The organism is Agrobacterium sp. LEGMi-208b (assembly GCF_059511785.1).
The window spans coordinates 1,106,108-1,119,732 of the sequence record NZ_CM183446.1 but is presented as its reverse complement, the minus strand read 5'-3'; the positions used below and the strand labels follow the sequence as shown (position 1 = coordinate 1,119,732).

Below are 13,625 nucleotides of genomic sequence, written 5' to 3'. Positions count from 1 at the left end.
ATCCGGATAAAAGCGGAGGAGGCTTTGGATCACCATGCTTGAATTGCGAAACGTGTCGAAGATGGTTGGCGGCGAATATCATATTCACCCGACCGATCTGACGTTGCAGCGCGGAAGCCTGAACGTCCTGCTTGGACCGACACTTTCGGGCAAGACGACGCTGATGCGGCTGATGGCCGGGCTGGACAAGCCGAGCGCCGGCTCGATCTTTTTCAATGGCGAAGATGTGACGGGTTTTCCGGTGCAGAAGCGTAACGTCGCCATGGTCTATCAGCAGTTCATCAACTATCCGGCGCTGAGCGTTTACGAAAACATCGCTTCGCCCATGCGGGTTGCCGGCAAGGATCAGTCGACCATCGACCGGGAAGTGAGGAAGGCCGCCGAGCTTTTGAAGCTGACGCCCTATCTCGACCGTACGCCGCTCAATCTTTCGGGCGGCCAGCAGCAGCGCACGGCGCTTGCCCGCGCCATCGTCAAGAACGCCAATCTGGTGCTGCTCGATGAGCCGCTCGCCAATCTCGATTACAAGCTGCGCGAGGAATTGCGCGAGGAACTGCCGCGCATCTTCGCCGAGTCAGGTGCGATCTTCGTTTATGCCACCACCGAACCATCAGAGGCGCTGCTTTTAGGCGGCAATACCGCAACGCTCAACGAGGGCAGGGTAACGCAGTTCAGCCGCACCATCGAGGTTTACCGGCGTCCGGTGGATATCGTCACCGCGGAAATTTTTGCAGACCCGCCGCTCAACACCATCGAGGTCATCAAGGCGGGCGGCGCATTCACCCGTGCCGACCAGGCGGTGATTGCGGTGCCGGCGCATCTTGCCGCCGTGCCGGATGGACCTGTGACCATCGCCTTCCAGCCGCATCATCTTTTCCCGCATGCGAAGGGTGAGGCCCGGCAGTCGATCCGGGCGCGGACGCTGATTTCGGAAATCGCCGGATCGGAAAGCTTCGTGCATGTGGAATTTTCCGGCCGGCGCTGGGTCATGCTGGCGCATGGCATTCATGACATCGAGCCGGACAGGGACATAGAGCTGTTTCTCGATACAAAACACCTGATGGCCTTTGACGCGAATGGCCGCGCCATCGGCGAAGCGGCTTGAGGGAGATCGGTCATGGCACGCATCACGCTCGATCACATCCGACACGCCTATAACGCAAAGGCGCAGGCCGCCGGCGACTATGCGCTGAAGGAAGTCCATCATGAATGGGAAGATGGCGGCGCCTATGCGCTGCTCGGCCCTTCCGGCTGTGGCAAGACCACATTGCTCAACATCATTTCCGGGCTGCTGCGGCCGTCCGAAGGTCGCATTGCCTTCGACGGAACCGACGTGACCGATTTCGCCACGGAAGACCGCAATATCGCGCAGGTATTCCAGTTCCCGGTCGTCTACGACACGATGACGGTTTACGACAATCTGGCCTTTCCGCTGCGCAACCGGCATGTGCCGGAAGCCGAGGTGGACCGTCGGGTGCGGGAAATCCTCGAAATGACCGATCTTTCCGGCATGGCCAAACGCCATGCGCGGGGTCTGACGGCGGATCAGAAGCAGAAGATCTCGCTGGCGCGCGGGCTGGTGCGGTCCGATGTCAACGCCATCCTCTTCGACGAGCCGCTGACGGTGATCGATCCGCATATGAAATGGGTGCTGCGCTCGCAGCTGAAGCGCCTGCACCGCCAGTCCGGTTTCACCATGGTTTATGTCACCCATGACCAAACGGAAGCGCTGACCTTCGCTGACAAGGTTGTGGTCATGTATGACGGGCAGATCGTCCAGATCGGCACGCCTGCCGAGCTTTTCGAGCGACCGGGGCATACATTCGTCGGTTATTTCATTGGCTCGCCGGGCATGAATGTTTTGCCCGCCAGTATCGATGGCGCGACCGCAATGGTCGGCGGCCTTGGCGTGCCGCTGGCCGGTGCGCCAAAGGTTGACGGAGCGCAACGCATCGAGATCGGCATCCGCCCGGAATTTGTGCGGCTGGAACGGGGCGGCATGCCCATCACGGTCGACAAGGTCGAGGATATCGGCCGGCAGAAGATCGTGCGTGCCCGGTTCGCCGGCCAGAAACTCGCGATCGTCGTTGCCGAAGACGAGGAAATCCCGGCGGAAGCGGGTGTTCGCTTCGATCCGGCCGCCATCGGCGTTTTCGCGGATTCATGGCGTGTAAAGATGGGGGCCTGACCATGGAAAAGAGCTGGAACAACAAGGCATGGTTCATGGTGCTGCCGGTGCTGGTGCTGGTCGCCTTTTCCGCCGTCATTCCGCTGATGACCGTCGTGAATTATTCGGTGCAGGATACGTTCGGCAATAACCAGTTCTTCTGGGCGGGAACACAATGGTTCGAGGAAATTCTCGCCTCGGACCGTTTCTGGGATGCGCTGGGGCGCAACCTGCTGTTTTCCGGTATCATTCTGGCGATTGAAATTCCGCTCGGCATCTTCATCGCGCTCAAGATGCCGAAATCCGGCATTGGCGTGCCGATCTGCCTCGTCACCATGGCGTTGCCGCTGCTGGTGCCGTGGAACGTCGTCGGCACCATCTGGCAGGTTTTCGGCCGCAGCGATATCGGCCTGCTCGGTTATTACGCCAATCAGCTCGGGCTCGACTACAACTATGTCAATGATCCGGTCGATGCGTGGATCACCGTCGTCATCATGGATGTCTGGCACTGGACGAGCCTCGTGGTGCTCCTGTGCTATGCCAGCCTCGTCTCCATTCCGGATGCCTATTATCAGGCAGCCAGGATCGATGGCGCGTCGCGGTTTGCGGTGTTCCGTTACATCCAGCTGCCGAAAATGAAGCGGGTGCTGCTGATCGCTTTCCTGCTGCGCTTCATGGATAGTTTCATGATCTACACCGAGCCTTTCGTCGTCACCGGCGGCGGCCCGGGCAATTCCACCACCTTCCTGTCCATCGATCTCGTGAAGATGGCGCTCGGCCAGTTCGACCTCGGGCCGGCGGCGGCCATGTCGCTGATCTACTTCCTTATCATCCTGCTGCTGTCCTGGGTGTTCTACACCGTCATGACCAGCCACGACGCGGAGACTTGAGACATGAGCGCCTCTGATGTCACCACAAGCGTGGAACGCAACGGTATCCGCAATTCGCCGGTGAGAGCCGGGGCGGCGGGACGATCCGGCCTTGCCGTCAATGCGCGGCGCCGCCATCACGGGCCGTCGCGTTTTTCCTGGCTGGTGCCGACGATCTATATCCTGCTGCTGCTGGTGCCGATCTACTGGCTCGTCAATATGAGCTTCAAGACGAACACGGAAATCGTGTCATCCATGACGCTTTATCCGCATCAGCCGACGTTGCAGAATTACCGGACCATCTTCACCGATTCATCCTGGTATTCCGGTTATATCAATTCGATCATCTATGTCGTCATGAACATGGTGATCTCGGTGGCGGCAGCGCTGCCGGCGGCCTATGCCTTCTCCCGTTATCGCTTTCTGGGCGACAAGCACCTGTTCTTCTGGCTGCTGACCAACCGCATGGCCCCGCCCGCCGTCTTCGCGCTGCCCTTCTTCCAGCTTTATTCGGCTTTCGGGCTGATTGACACGCATATCGCGGTGGCGCTGGCGCATTGCCTGTTCAACGTGCCGCTGGCGGTGTGGATTCTCGAGGGCTTCATGTCCGGCGTACCGAAGGAAATCGACGAAACCGCCTATATTGACGGCTATTCCTTCCCGAAATTCTTCGTGAAGATCTTCATGCCGCTCATCGCTTCCGGCATCGGAGTCGCCTGCTTCTTCAGCTTCATGTTCTCATGGGTCGAACTTCTGATCGCCCGCACGCTGACGACCACGGACGCCAAGCCGATTGCCGCGACGATGACGCGCACCGTTTCGGCCGCCGGCATGGACTGGGGCCTGCTTGCCGCCGCCGGCGTGCTGACCTTGATCCCCGGTGCGCTGGTGATCTGGTTCGTACGCAATTACATCGCCAAGGGCTTCGCGCTGGGGAGGGTTTGACCATGATGCACATGCCCGATTTTTCATGGATGGCGTGGACCTGGCAGACGGCGGCCTTTTTCGGCGCCATCGCGCTGCTGCTTATCGGCATGTGGTTCTGGGAATATCTGTCGCCCGGCGGCAATCCCCGCCTCGGCCTTCTGCGCTTCGAGACCACGCGGGGTGACCGACTGTTCATCTCGCTGCTCGGCAGCGCCTTCATTCATCTCGCATGGCTCGGGCTGGTTGGCCCGAACCTGTGGTGGGCTCTCGCTCTATCCTTGGTCTACGCCATCGGCGTTTTCCGTTTTGTCTAGAGCAGGAAAATGGTGCGGCGGAGGAAAACCGCACCCGCAGACTTCATGCAATCGCAAACCCCTGGGAGGACTGATATGCGACGGCATCTGATGACGACGACGGCGGCCATGCTGCTGGCAATGACGGGTTCCGCTTTCGCCGGAATGGAGGAAGCAAAGCAGTTTCTGGACAAGGAAATCGGCGATCTCTCGTCGCTTTCGCGTGGCGATCAGGAAAAGGAGCTGCAATGGTTTGTCGATGCCGCGAAACCCTTCGCGGGCATGGAAATCAAGGTCGTTTCCGAATCTCTGACGACCCATGAGTATGAATCCAAGGTTCTGGCTCCGGCCTTCACCGCCATTACCGGCATCAAGGTCACGCACGACCTGATCCAGGAAGGTGACGTCGTCGAAAAAATCCAGACCCAGATGCAGACCGGCCAGAACCTTTATGACGGCTGGGTCAACGACAGCGACCTTATCGGCACGCATTGGCGCTACCAGCAGGTGCGCAATCTGACCGACTTCATGGCCAATGAGGGCAAGGACGTCACCAATCCCGGCCTCGATCTCAAGGACTTCATCGGCAGCGCCTTTACAACCGCGCCGGACAAGAAGCTCTACCAGCTTCCCGACCAGCAGTTCGCGAACCTCTACTGGTTCCGTTACGACTGGTTCAACAACGAAAAGAACAAGGCCGATTTCAAGGCGAAATACGGTTATGACCTCGGCGTGCCGGTCAACTGGTCGGCCTATGAGGATATTGCCGAGTTCTTCACCGGTCGCGATGTCGACGGCAAGAAGGTCTTCGGCCATATGGACTACGGCAAGAAGGATCCGTCGCTCGGCTGGCGCTTCACCGATGCCTGGCTCTCCATGGCCGGCAACGGCGACAAGGGCCTGCCGAACGGTCTGCCGGTCGATGAATGGGGCATCAAGGTCAACGACAAGTCGCAGCCGGTCGGCTCCTGCGTGGCGCGCGGCGGCGATACCAACGGCCCGGCTTCGGTCTATTCCATCGAGAAATATCTCGAATGGCTGAAGAAATATGCGCCGCCGGAAGCGCAGGGCATGACCTTCTCCGAATCCGGTCCAGTGCCGGCGCAGGGCAATATCGCCCAACAGATCTTCTGGTACACGGCATTTACCGCCGATATGGCCAAGCCCGGCCTGCCGGTCGTGAACGAGGACGGTTCGCCGAAATGGCGCGTCGCACCTTCGCCACACGGCGTCTACTGGAAGGACGGCATGAAGCTCGGTTATCAGGATGTGGGTTCGTGGACGTTGATGAAATCCACCCCCGACGACCGTGCCAAGGCCGCCTGGCTCTACGCACAGTTCGTGACCTCCAAGACCGTGGATGTGAAGAAGAGCCATGTGGGCCTGACCTTCATTCGTGACACCACCATCCATCACAAGAGCTTCACGGATCGGGCGTCCAAACTCGGCGGTCTCATCGAGTTCTATCGTTCACCGGCCCGCGTGCAATGGTCGCCGACCGGCACCAACGTTCCTGATTATCCGAAGCTGGCGCAGCTGTGGTGGCAGGCGATCGGCGATGCTTCATCGGGTGCAAAAACCGCGCAAGCCGCGATGGACTCCCTTTGCGCCGAGCAGGAAAAGGTCATGAGCCGTCTGGAACGCGCCGGCGTTCAGGGCGATATCGGCCCGAAACTGGCGGAAGAGCACGATATCGACTACTGGAACAAGGATGCCGTTTCGAAGGGCAATCTGGCGCCGCAGCTGAAGATTGCCAACGAAAAGGAAAAGCCGGTCACCGTCAATTACGACGAACTGGTCAAAAGCTGGCAGAAGTGATGTCTGCGTGAAATCATAAATCGGGGCGGCTTTGCCGCCCCGTCATTGCGTCTGAAAGGGAGTGGCATGATGGGCGGTTATATTCTGGCGATCGATCAGGGAACGACGTCGACACGGTCGATGGTCTTTGATCGCGACATGCGGGTTATCGGTGTCGGTCAGCGAGAATTTCCGCAACATTTCCCGGCCTCCGGCTGGGTCGAACATGATGCCGAGGATATCTGGAAAAGCGTGCTCGAAACCATCCGGCTGGCACTTGCCGATGCCGGCATCGCCGCTTCCGATATCGAGGCCATCGGCATTACCAACCAGCGCGAAACGACTGTGTTGTGGGACCGCAACACGGGCGAGGCGGTGCACCGCGCCGTTGTCTGGCAGGATCGCCGCGCCGCGCCGGTTTGCGAGGATTTGAAAAGAAGGGGGCTCGAGCCGCTTTTTTCGAAAAAGACCGGACTGCTGCTCGATCCCTATTTTTCCGGCACGAAGCTGAAATGGCTTCTCGATAGCGTCAGCGGCCTTCGCGAAAAAGCCGTGAAGGGAGACATCTGCTTCGGCACCGTCGACAGTTTCCTGATCTACCGCCTCACCGGCGGCCGTCGCCATGTGACCGATGCCACCAATGCCTCGCGAACGCTGATCTACAATATCGAAGACAACGCCTGGGATGACGAACTCCTGTCGATCCTCGACATTCCCCGCGCCATGTTGCCGGAAGTGCTGGATTGCGCCGCCGATTTCGGCGTGACGGACAAATCGCTGCTGGGCGCGGAAATTCCGATCCTTGGCGTGGCCGGCGACCAGCAGGCGGCGGTGATCGGCAATGCCTGCTTCGAGCCGGGCATGATGAAATCCACTTATGGCACCGGTTGTTTTGCCCTGCTCAACACCGGCACCGACCGGGTGGCCTCCACCAACCGGCTGCTGACGACAATTGCTTATCGTCTCGATGGCGTGACGACCTATGCGCTCGAAGGCTCGATCTTCATTGCCGGCGCCGCCGTGCAATGGCTGCGTGACGAGCTTGGTTTCATCTCGGTTGCGTCCGAAGTCAGCGCGCTTGCCGAAAAGGCCGATCCAAGGCAGCGTGTTTATCTCGTGCCGGCCTTTACCGGTCTTGGCGCCCCCTATTGGGATGCCGAGGCGCGCGGCGCGATCTTCGGCCTGACGCGCGGCACCGGCCCTGCGGAATTCGCGCGCGCGGCGCTGGAAAGCGTCGCCTACCAGACCTTCGATCTTCTGGATGCCATGCGCAAGGACTGGGCGGGTGACAATGGCAAGACGGTGCTGAGGGTGGATGGCGGCATGGTCGCTTCCGATTGGACCATGCAGCGACTGGCGGACATTCTCGCGGCACCGGTCGACCGGCCGGTCTTTCTGGAAACGACCATTCTCGGTGCGGCCTGGCTTGCGGCTTCCCGCGCCGGCATCTGGCCGGACCGCAAGGCCTTTGCCGACCATTGGCGGCGCGACCGCCGCTTCAGCCCGGAGATGGAAGAGGGCGAGCGGAAGAGCGCCATCGCCGGCTGGCGCGACAGTGTCGGACGCTGCCTCTCGAAGCGGGAAAACTGGAGCATTGCCAGTAAAACTGCGTAGCGGTTTTACGTCCGGACAATGCGCAGGGAAATCTATACGAAGCTGCCGGGTGCGATGCTCTTGCTCGATACGAGATCGGAAAGCGCGCGCACCAGCTTCGTATCCGTACCTTTGCTTGGCTGAAGCACGAATTCCACATCCTCGAGCGCCGGCAGCACGCCGGCGGCAATCTCCTTCAGGCCGGCCGGTGCCATGCTGCGGGGTTGCACCAGAATGCCCATGCCCGCCCTTGCCGCAGCGGTAAGTCCACTCAGGCTGCCGCAGGTGCAGACGATCCGCCATGCGAGACTGGCCCGATCCAGTGCTTCCTGCGCCGCCTTTCTGGTAATGCTCGGCGGCGGAAAGGCAATCAGCGGCAGGGCATCTGGCTGATTGAGCATGCGTTCGGGGTCGCGCGCCAGCCAGACGAGCGGTTCGCGGTAGAGGAAATGGCCGAGCTTGTCGCCAAGACGGCGTTTGGCCAGCACCACGTCCAGCTCGCCATTATCCTGCATCTGGTAAAGCACGCCGCTCAGCGAAACGGTCAGTTCCAGGTCCACCAGGGGATAGAGGCGAATGAATTCCTCCAGAATGGCCGTCAGCCGGCTGGCGACGAAATCTTCCGACACGCCGAGCCGCAGTCGGCCACGCAGACGGTTTTCGCTGAAGAGCGATGAAACCTTGCTGTCGATGTCCAGCATGTTGCGGGCGTAGCCCAAAAGCGCCTCGCCCTCACCGGTCAGTTTTACCTGATGGGTGCTGCGTGCGATCAGCCGACGGCCAAGGGCTGCCTCAAGCCTTTGAATATGCTGGCTGACAGTGGATTGGCCAATGCCCAGCCGTTCGGCGGCCAGCGTGAAGCTGCCGGTCTGCTGAAGCATCACGAAGCTGGCAAGATGTTGAAGGTTCAGCATTATCTCAAATCATGATAACTGTTAATCTTTGCATCCGAAATCATGATGAGCGATAGTAGCGCGCGTTTCAAGCAAAACCGATGCCGGAAAGACCTCCCATGACCCGTTTCCTACCTGATCGCTTCACCATGATGCTGGTGGCCACCGTGATTTTGGCCTCCATTTTGCCGATCAGCGGTGAGCCGGCGGAGTATTTCGGGCTTGCGACGAAGCTCGCGATCGCTTTGCTGTTCTTCCTGCACGGCGCGCGGCTTTCGCGGGATGTGGTGATTGCCGGTATTCTGCACTGGCGCCTGCATCTGGCGATTCTTCTCGTCACCTTCGGCCTGTTCCCTGTGCTCGGCGTGGCGATTGGTTTCATTCCCGAGAATATTCTGCCTGCCCCGCTTTATATGGGTGTGTTGTTTCTCTGCGTGTTGCCATCCACCGTGCAGTCCTCCATAGCCTTCACCTCGATGGCGGGCGGAAATGTGCCGGCTGCGATCTGTTCGGCCTCCGCATCGAATATTTTCGGCATGTTCCTGACCCCGCTGCTGGTTGGCCTGCTGTTTACGGTGGGCGGCCATGGCGGTGGATTTTCGCTGGATGCTTTCCTGCAGATCTTCCTGCAGCTGCTTCTGCCCTTCATCGTCGGTCAGGTGCTGCAGCCGTGGATCGGCGACTGGATCAGGGCGCGCAAGAAATTGCTGGCCCCGGTCGATCGCGGTTCCATCCTGATGGTCGTCTATCTCGCTTTTTCCGATGCGGTCATCGAAGGCATCTGGCACACGTTTTCGCTCAGGGATATCGGCGTGGTCATCGTCATCAATATCCTGCTGCTGGCGCTCGTTCTGTGCGTGACGATGTTCGGCAGCCGCTTGCTGGGTTTCGACAAGGCCGATGAAATCACCATCACTTTCTGCGGCTCGAAAAAAAGCCTCGCGAGCGGCGTGCCCATGGCGGGCGCCATCTTCGCCGGCCAGAGCATCGGCGCAATCGTCCTGCCGATCATGCTTTTCCATCAGATTCAGCTGATGGTCTGTGCGGTTCTGGCCCAGCGTTACGCCCGCAAGGCCCATGAAAAGGCAGCAACAGCGGAAACGGCCGCCGCAGAAGGCGCGGCGGTTTCGACACGCTGACGCACGCACGTCCTCAAATAAAAACGGCCCCTAAAGGGGGCCGTTCGTTTTGCATGTGAGAAAAGTTTAGTTGACCTGTGCCGGCGCAATCTGGGCTTCGATGGTCTTCGGCGCTTCGGCACTGTCGGACGAGATCGCAATGCGGCGCGGCTTCATGGCTTCCGGAATATTGCGGACGAGATCGATGTGAAGCAGGCCGTTCTTCAGCGAAGCGGTCTGGACTTCGACGTGGTCGGCAAGCTGGAAGCGGCGTTCAAAGGCGCGCGTGGCGATACCGCGATACAGGAATTCGCCTTCGGTCGTTTTTTCGTCCGTGGCCTTCTCGGCCTTCACCGTCAGCGCATTGGCGCGGGATTCGATGCTGAGTTCGGTTTCATCGAAACCGGCAACGGCCATGGTGATCCGATAGGTGTTTTCACCTGTTCGTTCGATATTGTAGGGCGGATAGGACTGGGCCTGTTCGGGCTGGCCGAGGCCGTCGAGCATCGAAAAAAGACGGTCGAAGCCGACGGTGGAACGATAGAGGGGGGAAAAATCAACGTGACGCATGGTGTCCTCCTTAAGAAGCGACTGTTTGCGGTTAAGCCCGGCATCCCGTTCTGGCGACGGCCGGACATATTGCGCGGTCCCGTTCTGGCGACCGCATGAATGAGATGGGAATGGCTTGCCGCCGCGTCAAGGGGCGCGAAAAGGCGAAAGCAACATGAACCATGGCTGAACGTCAGGTTCCGGCATCGTTCAGTTTGCGAGCCATAAAACATCGGTCATCGGAGACATTCTCCGTGGGCAGAAGCAATAACGTCCCTTCTTCTTCTGTCTTATTCGCCGGAACCGCGACTGCTTTAACCGACGGTTCCGGCAATTTTTTCTTTGACCTTCCCGCGCCGCCGACCTATCCCGAAAAGGCAGAAAAGCCGGAAAAGACCGATGATCGAAGCCACATTGCGCGCCAGCGAAGACAACCCGGTTCCCGGCAACCATACCGTCGGATATTTTACCGGCGATCGCGGCAAACAGCTTCGATACGCTATCTTCCGTTCCAGCCGCCAGGTGGCCCGCGGAACGGTGGTTCTGCTGCATGGCAGGAACGAATGTATCGAGAAATATTTCGAAACGGTCGGTGACCTTACCGCCATGGGTTTCTGGGTTGCGACCTTCGATACGCGCGGGCAGGGCGGTTCCGAAAGACTGCTGAAAAAACCGGGTGCCGGGCATGTGCGGCGGTTTTCCGATTATCAGCGTGATATCAGCCTTTTTCTCGAGCAGGTGGTATTGCCGGATACGCGGCTGCCATTCTTCATGATCGCGCATTCCACCGGCGCGCTTGCAGCCCTTGCCGCCGCCCCCGGCCTGTCGAACCGGATCGACCGTCTGGCGCTTTGTTCGCCCTTCATCGAGCTGGACAGCCAGCAATCCGTCCCCTCATCCGTCATCCGGCTGGTGGCCACGGCGCTAAGCCTCATTGGCCTTGGACGGGTTCAGCTCGGCAAGGATCAGCGGGAGCGGGATTTCGACGGCAATCCGCTCACCTCGGATGCCAAGCGTTTTGCAAGAAATCTCTCGCTGCACAGGCAATTTCCTGAACTTTTCATCGGTGCGCCGACGGCGCGCTGGGTCTATGAGGCGCTGAAGACCATGGGGCGGGTAGTCCGTCAGGACCATCTGACTGATATCACCATTCCGACCCTCATTCTGGCGCCGATGCTGGATACCATCACGCCCTATAAGGCGCAGGAAGAACTCTCACGCAATTTCCGGGCGGCACAGCTTCTTCCGATCACCGGTGCGCGCCATGAATTGTTGCATGAGCGTGATGTTTTCCGCAAACAGGCGCTGGCGGCCATCGACGCTTTTTTCGCGCCGGAGTGATGGCCGCTCAAGCGGGCTGCCTTAGAGCTTCGAGAGAATGGCGAGTGCCTGTTCGTGTACCGCCTTTGAGCCGGCCGCGAGGATGCGGCCGCCATTTTCCGGACGTCCGCCATCCCAGGTGGTCATGATGCCGCCGGCCTGTTCGATCACGGGGATCAACGCGCCGACATCATAGGGCTTCAGGCCGGATTCAATCACCAGATCGACATGGCCGGCGGCAAGCAGGCAATAGGCGTAACAATCCACGCCGTAGCGGAAAAGGCGGACCTGATCCTGCACTTTTTCGTAACAGGGCTTTTCTTCCGCAGTGAAGATGTGGGGGCTGGTGGTGAACATCAAGGCATCTGATAACGAAGCACAGTCGCGCGTGCGTATTTTCCGCTCGCCATCCGGCCCGAAATACCAGGCTGCTTCGCCATCGGCGAAATAGCGCTCCTTGGTGAAGGGCTGGTCCATGATGCCCATAGTGGCCCGGCCGGCCGACTGGAAGCCGATCAGCGTGCCCCAGACCGGCACGCCGGAAATGAAGGCGCGGGTGCCGTCAATCGGGTCTATGACCCAGATATGGTCACGGTCGAGGCCGATATTGCCGTGTTCTTCGCCCAGAATGCCATGCTCTGGAAAACGTTCTTCGATAAGCGCGCGAATGGCGGTTTCCGCTGCCTGATCGCCTTCCGTCACCGGATCGTAGCCACCATCCTGTTTGTTGGTGACGGCAATGCCCGTGCGGAAGCGGGGAAGCGTTTCTGCGCTGGCGGCATCGGCAAGTTTGAAGAAGAAATCCCGGTCGGGCAGCATGCGAAACCTCATTGCCTGAATATTGGGTCTGAATTCTGTGGCGCAATGCATAGACCGGAATCACATCCGCCGTCCACTCATACGGATAAGGGGGTCGGCGTTTCCATATTTTCGGCATAAGCCTAAAAAATATGCATAAAATAAAATGATTGACAATTGTGCAGTTACTGCGTAGCGTGATCCTACAGTCTTTGACTGTAAATACCCTCCTTGGGTGTTTCCTCCCTAGACTTGACCGCGCCAAGGCGCGGTTTTTTTTGTCCGGCGGGCCGCCAGATGATCTTGGGTAAAGGTTGAAAGAGCGGGTAATTCGAGCCGTTATTCGGCAGCGAGCGACGTTTCTATCGCGTATTCGGAAACGAAGGCGCCGAGCTGGCGCATGAAGATTTCAAGCGATGCCTGAATGGCGGGAAAATCGGCTTTTTTCAAAAGCGTCTTTTCATCCACGTAAAGCGCCCGGTTGACTTCGATCTGCAGCGCATGGAGAGAGCGGATGGGCCGGCCATAATGTTCGGTGATGAAGCCGCCGGCATAGGGTTTGTTGCAGACCGCGATGAAACCCAGTTCCTCAAGAAAATGCAGGGCGGCGCGGGAGACTTCCTGGGATGCGCTGGTGCCATAGCGATCACCGATAATCACATCCGGCCGCAGATTCGAGCCGGCAACGCGGATATTGCCCGGCATGGAATGGCAATCGATCAGCACCGCCATTCCGAAATTGGCGTGGGTGCGGGATAAAAGGCGGCGCAGGCAGGCATGATAGGGCTTGTAGATCGTCTCAATCCGCGAAAGCGCCTCGTCGACCGGCAGGCGGTGGGCGTAGATATCCATATTCTCGGCGACGATGCGCGGCACGGTTCCGAGACCGCCGGCGACCCGCATGGAGCCGATATTGGCATAAGGCGGAAGCGTGCCTTCGAACATGCGGGGATCGAGTTCGTAGGGCTCGCGATTGACGTCCAGATAGGCGCGCGGAAAATTCGCTTTCAGAAGCGGCGCGCCGATCTCCGGTGCTGCCGCGAACAGCTCGTCGACGAAGTGATCTTCCGAGCGGCGAATCTCATGCGAATCGAGTCGCGCCGATTCCAGGAAGGAAATGGGGTAGCAGCGGCCGCTATGGGGGGAATTATAGACGAATGGCAGGGTTTGAACGGCAGGTTCCGTTACTTCAAACAGCTCATATTCACCCGTTACCCAGTCCATTCAGTGCCATTTACCATGTCGCAAACAATCGGGATGTTCATGTTGCCAGTTACGGTGCGGCAAGTCCATACTATCGC

13 protein-coding genes are annotated in these 13,625 nt (G+C 59.2%); 9 read left to right on the top strand and 4 right to left on the bottom strand.

Features of this window, described 5'->3' with window-relative positions:
* Positions 1-34 precede the first annotated feature (34 nt).
* The 7 genes from AC5YUO_RS19760 (at position 35) to glpK (ending at position 7,667) form a co-directional block, all read left to right on the top strand.
* Positions 35-1,105: an ABC transporter ATP-binding protein gene (locus AC5YUO_RS19760; protein ID WP_496156465.1), complete on the top strand. Its 1,071-nt coding sequence runs from the start codon at positions 35-37 to the stop codon at positions 1,103-1,105.
* Positions 1,106-1,117: 12 nt separating this feature from the next.
* The gene (locus AC5YUO_RS19755) at positions 1,118-2,188 is read left to right on the top strand and encodes an ABC transporter ATP-binding protein (protein WP_059758107.1); all 1,071 of its coding nucleotides are present in this window, start codon (positions 1,118-1,120) and stop codon (positions 2,186-2,188) included.
* Positions 2,189-2,190: 2 nt separating this feature from the next.
* Positions 2,191-3,057, top strand: a complete 867-nt coding sequence (locus AC5YUO_RS19750) for a carbohydrate ABC transporter permease (RefSeq protein WP_003519739.1) — start codon at positions 2,191-2,193, stop codon at positions 3,055-3,057.
* A gap of 3 nt (positions 3,058-3,060) precedes the next feature.
* Positions 3,061-3,981, top strand: coding sequence for a carbohydrate ABC transporter permease (locus AC5YUO_RS19745; protein WP_496156464.1), 921 nt, complete (start codon positions 3,061-3,063; stop codon positions 3,979-3,981).
* A gap of 2 nt (positions 3,982-3,983) precedes the next feature.
* Positions 3,984-4,277 carry a DUF2160 domain-containing protein gene (locus AC5YUO_RS19740; protein ID WP_496156463.1) on the top strand — a complete coding sequence of 98 codons (294 nt, stop codon included), beginning with the start codon at positions 3,984-3,986 and terminating at the stop codon, positions 4,275-4,277.
* Between the two features lie 75 nt (positions 4,278-4,352).
* The gene (locus AC5YUO_RS19735; protein WP_496156462.1) at positions 4,353-6,074 is read left to right on the top strand and encodes an ABC transporter substrate-binding protein; all 1,722 of its coding nucleotides are present in this window, start codon (positions 4,353-4,355) and stop codon (positions 6,072-6,074) included.
* Between the two features lie 69 nt (positions 6,075-6,143).
* Positions 6,144-7,667 (top strand): glycerol kinase GlpK, encoded by a 1,524-nt coding sequence (gene glpK / locus AC5YUO_RS19730; RefSeq protein WP_496156525.1) that lies wholly within the window; start codon positions 6,144-6,146, stop codon positions 7,665-7,667.
* A gap of 32 nt (positions 7,668-7,699) precedes the next feature.
* On the opposite strand, the gene AC5YUO_RS19725 is transcribed toward glpK, so the two are convergent.
* Positions 7,700-8,560: a LysR family transcriptional regulator gene (locus tag AC5YUO_RS19725; protein WP_496156461.1), complete on the bottom strand. Its 861-nt coding sequence runs from the start codon at positions 8,558-8,560 to the stop codon at positions 7,700-7,702.
* Between the two features lie 98 nt (positions 8,561-8,658).
* Here AC5YUO_RS19725 and AC5YUO_RS19720 point away from each other — a divergent pair, with 98 nt between their 5' ends.
* Positions 8,659-9,678, top strand: a complete 1,020-nt coding sequence (locus AC5YUO_RS19720) for a bile acid:sodium symporter family protein (RefSeq protein ID WP_496156460.1) — start codon at positions 8,659-8,661, stop codon at positions 9,676-9,678.
* Positions 9,679-9,744: 66 nt separating this feature from the next.
* On the opposite strand, the gene hspL is transcribed toward AC5YUO_RS19720, so the two are convergent.
* Positions 9,745-10,227: a heat shock protein HspL gene (gene hspL, locus AC5YUO_RS19715; RefSeq protein ID WP_400816485.1), complete on the bottom strand. Its 483-nt coding sequence runs from the start codon at positions 10,225-10,227 to the stop codon at positions 9,745-9,747.
* A 378-nt stretch (positions 10,228-10,605) separates the two neighbouring features.
* On the opposite strand from hspL, the gene AC5YUO_RS19710 reads away from it, so the two are divergent.
* Positions 10,606-11,547, top strand: coding sequence for an alpha/beta fold hydrolase (locus AC5YUO_RS19710; RefSeq protein WP_496156459.1), 942 nt, complete (start codon positions 10,606-10,608; stop codon positions 11,545-11,547).
* Positions 11,548-11,568: 21 nt separating this feature from the next.
* Here the strand turns inward: AC5YUO_RS19710 and hisN are convergent, their stop codons facing one another.
* Together hisN and AC5YUO_RS19700 are read right to left on the bottom strand one after the other, a co-directional pair.
* On the bottom strand, positions 11,569-12,345 hold the full coding sequence (gene hisN / locus AC5YUO_RS19705) for a histidinol-phosphatase (RefSeq protein ID WP_496156458.1): 777 nt from the start codon (positions 12,343-12,345) through the stop codon (positions 11,569-11,571).
* A gap of 318 nt (positions 12,346-12,663) precedes the next feature.
* Complete coding sequence (locus AC5YUO_RS19700; RefSeq protein WP_400816479.1) at positions 12,664-13,548, bottom strand: N-formylglutamate amidohydrolase; 885 nt, start codon at positions 13,546-13,548, stop codon at positions 12,664-12,666.
* Between the last annotated feature and the right edge of the window lie 77 nt (positions 13,549-13,625).

Excerpts from the sequence above, each read along its gene's own strand:
- AC5YUO_RS19760 (WP_496156465.1), top strand. The coding sequence starts at position 35 with ATGCTTGAATTGCGAAACGTGTCGAAGATGGTTGGCGGCGAATATCAT.
- AC5YUO_RS19755 (WP_059758107.1), top strand. The coding sequence starts at position 1,118 with ATGGCACGCATCACGCTCGATCACATCCGACACGCCTATAACGCAAAG.
- AC5YUO_RS19750 (WP_003519739.1), top strand. The coding sequence starts at position 2,191 with ATGGAAAAGAGCTGGAACAACAAGGCATGGTTCATGGTGCTGCCGGTG.
- AC5YUO_RS19745 (WP_496156464.1), top strand. The coding sequence starts at position 3,061 with ATGAGCGCCTCTGATGTCACCACAAGCGTGGAACGCAACGGTATCCGC.
- AC5YUO_RS19740 (WP_496156463.1), top strand. The coding sequence starts at position 3,984 with ATGATGCACATGCCCGATTTTTCATGGATGGCGTGGACCTGGCAGACG.
- AC5YUO_RS19735 (WP_496156462.1), top strand. The coding sequence starts at position 4,353 with ATGCGACGGCATCTGATGACGACGACGGCGGCCATGCTGCTGGCAATG.
- glpK (WP_496156525.1), top strand. The coding sequence starts at position 6,144 with ATGGGCGGTTATATTCTGGCGATCGATCAGGGAACGACGTCGACACGG.
- AC5YUO_RS19725 (WP_496156461.1), bottom strand. The coding sequence starts at position 8,560 with ATGCTGAACCTTCAACATCTTGCCAGCTTCGTGATGCTTCAGCAGACC.
- AC5YUO_RS19720 (WP_496156460.1), top strand. The coding sequence starts at position 8,659 with ATGACCCGTTTCCTACCTGATCGCTTCACCATGATGCTGGTGGCCACC.
- hspL (WP_400816485.1), bottom strand. The coding sequence starts at position 10,227 with ATGCGTCACGTTGATTTTTCCCCCCTCTATCGTTCCACCGTCGGCTTC.
- AC5YUO_RS19710 (WP_496156459.1), top strand. The coding sequence starts at position 10,606 with ATGATCGAAGCCACATTGCGCGCCAGCGAAGACAACCCGGTTCCCGGC.
- hisN (WP_496156458.1), bottom strand. The coding sequence starts at position 12,345 with ATGCTGCCCGACCGGGATTTCTTCTTCAAACTTGCCGATGCCGCCAGC.
- AC5YUO_RS19700 (WP_400816479.1), bottom strand. The coding sequence starts at position 13,548 with ATGGACTGGGTAACGGGTGAATATGAGCTGTTTGAAGTAACGGAACCT.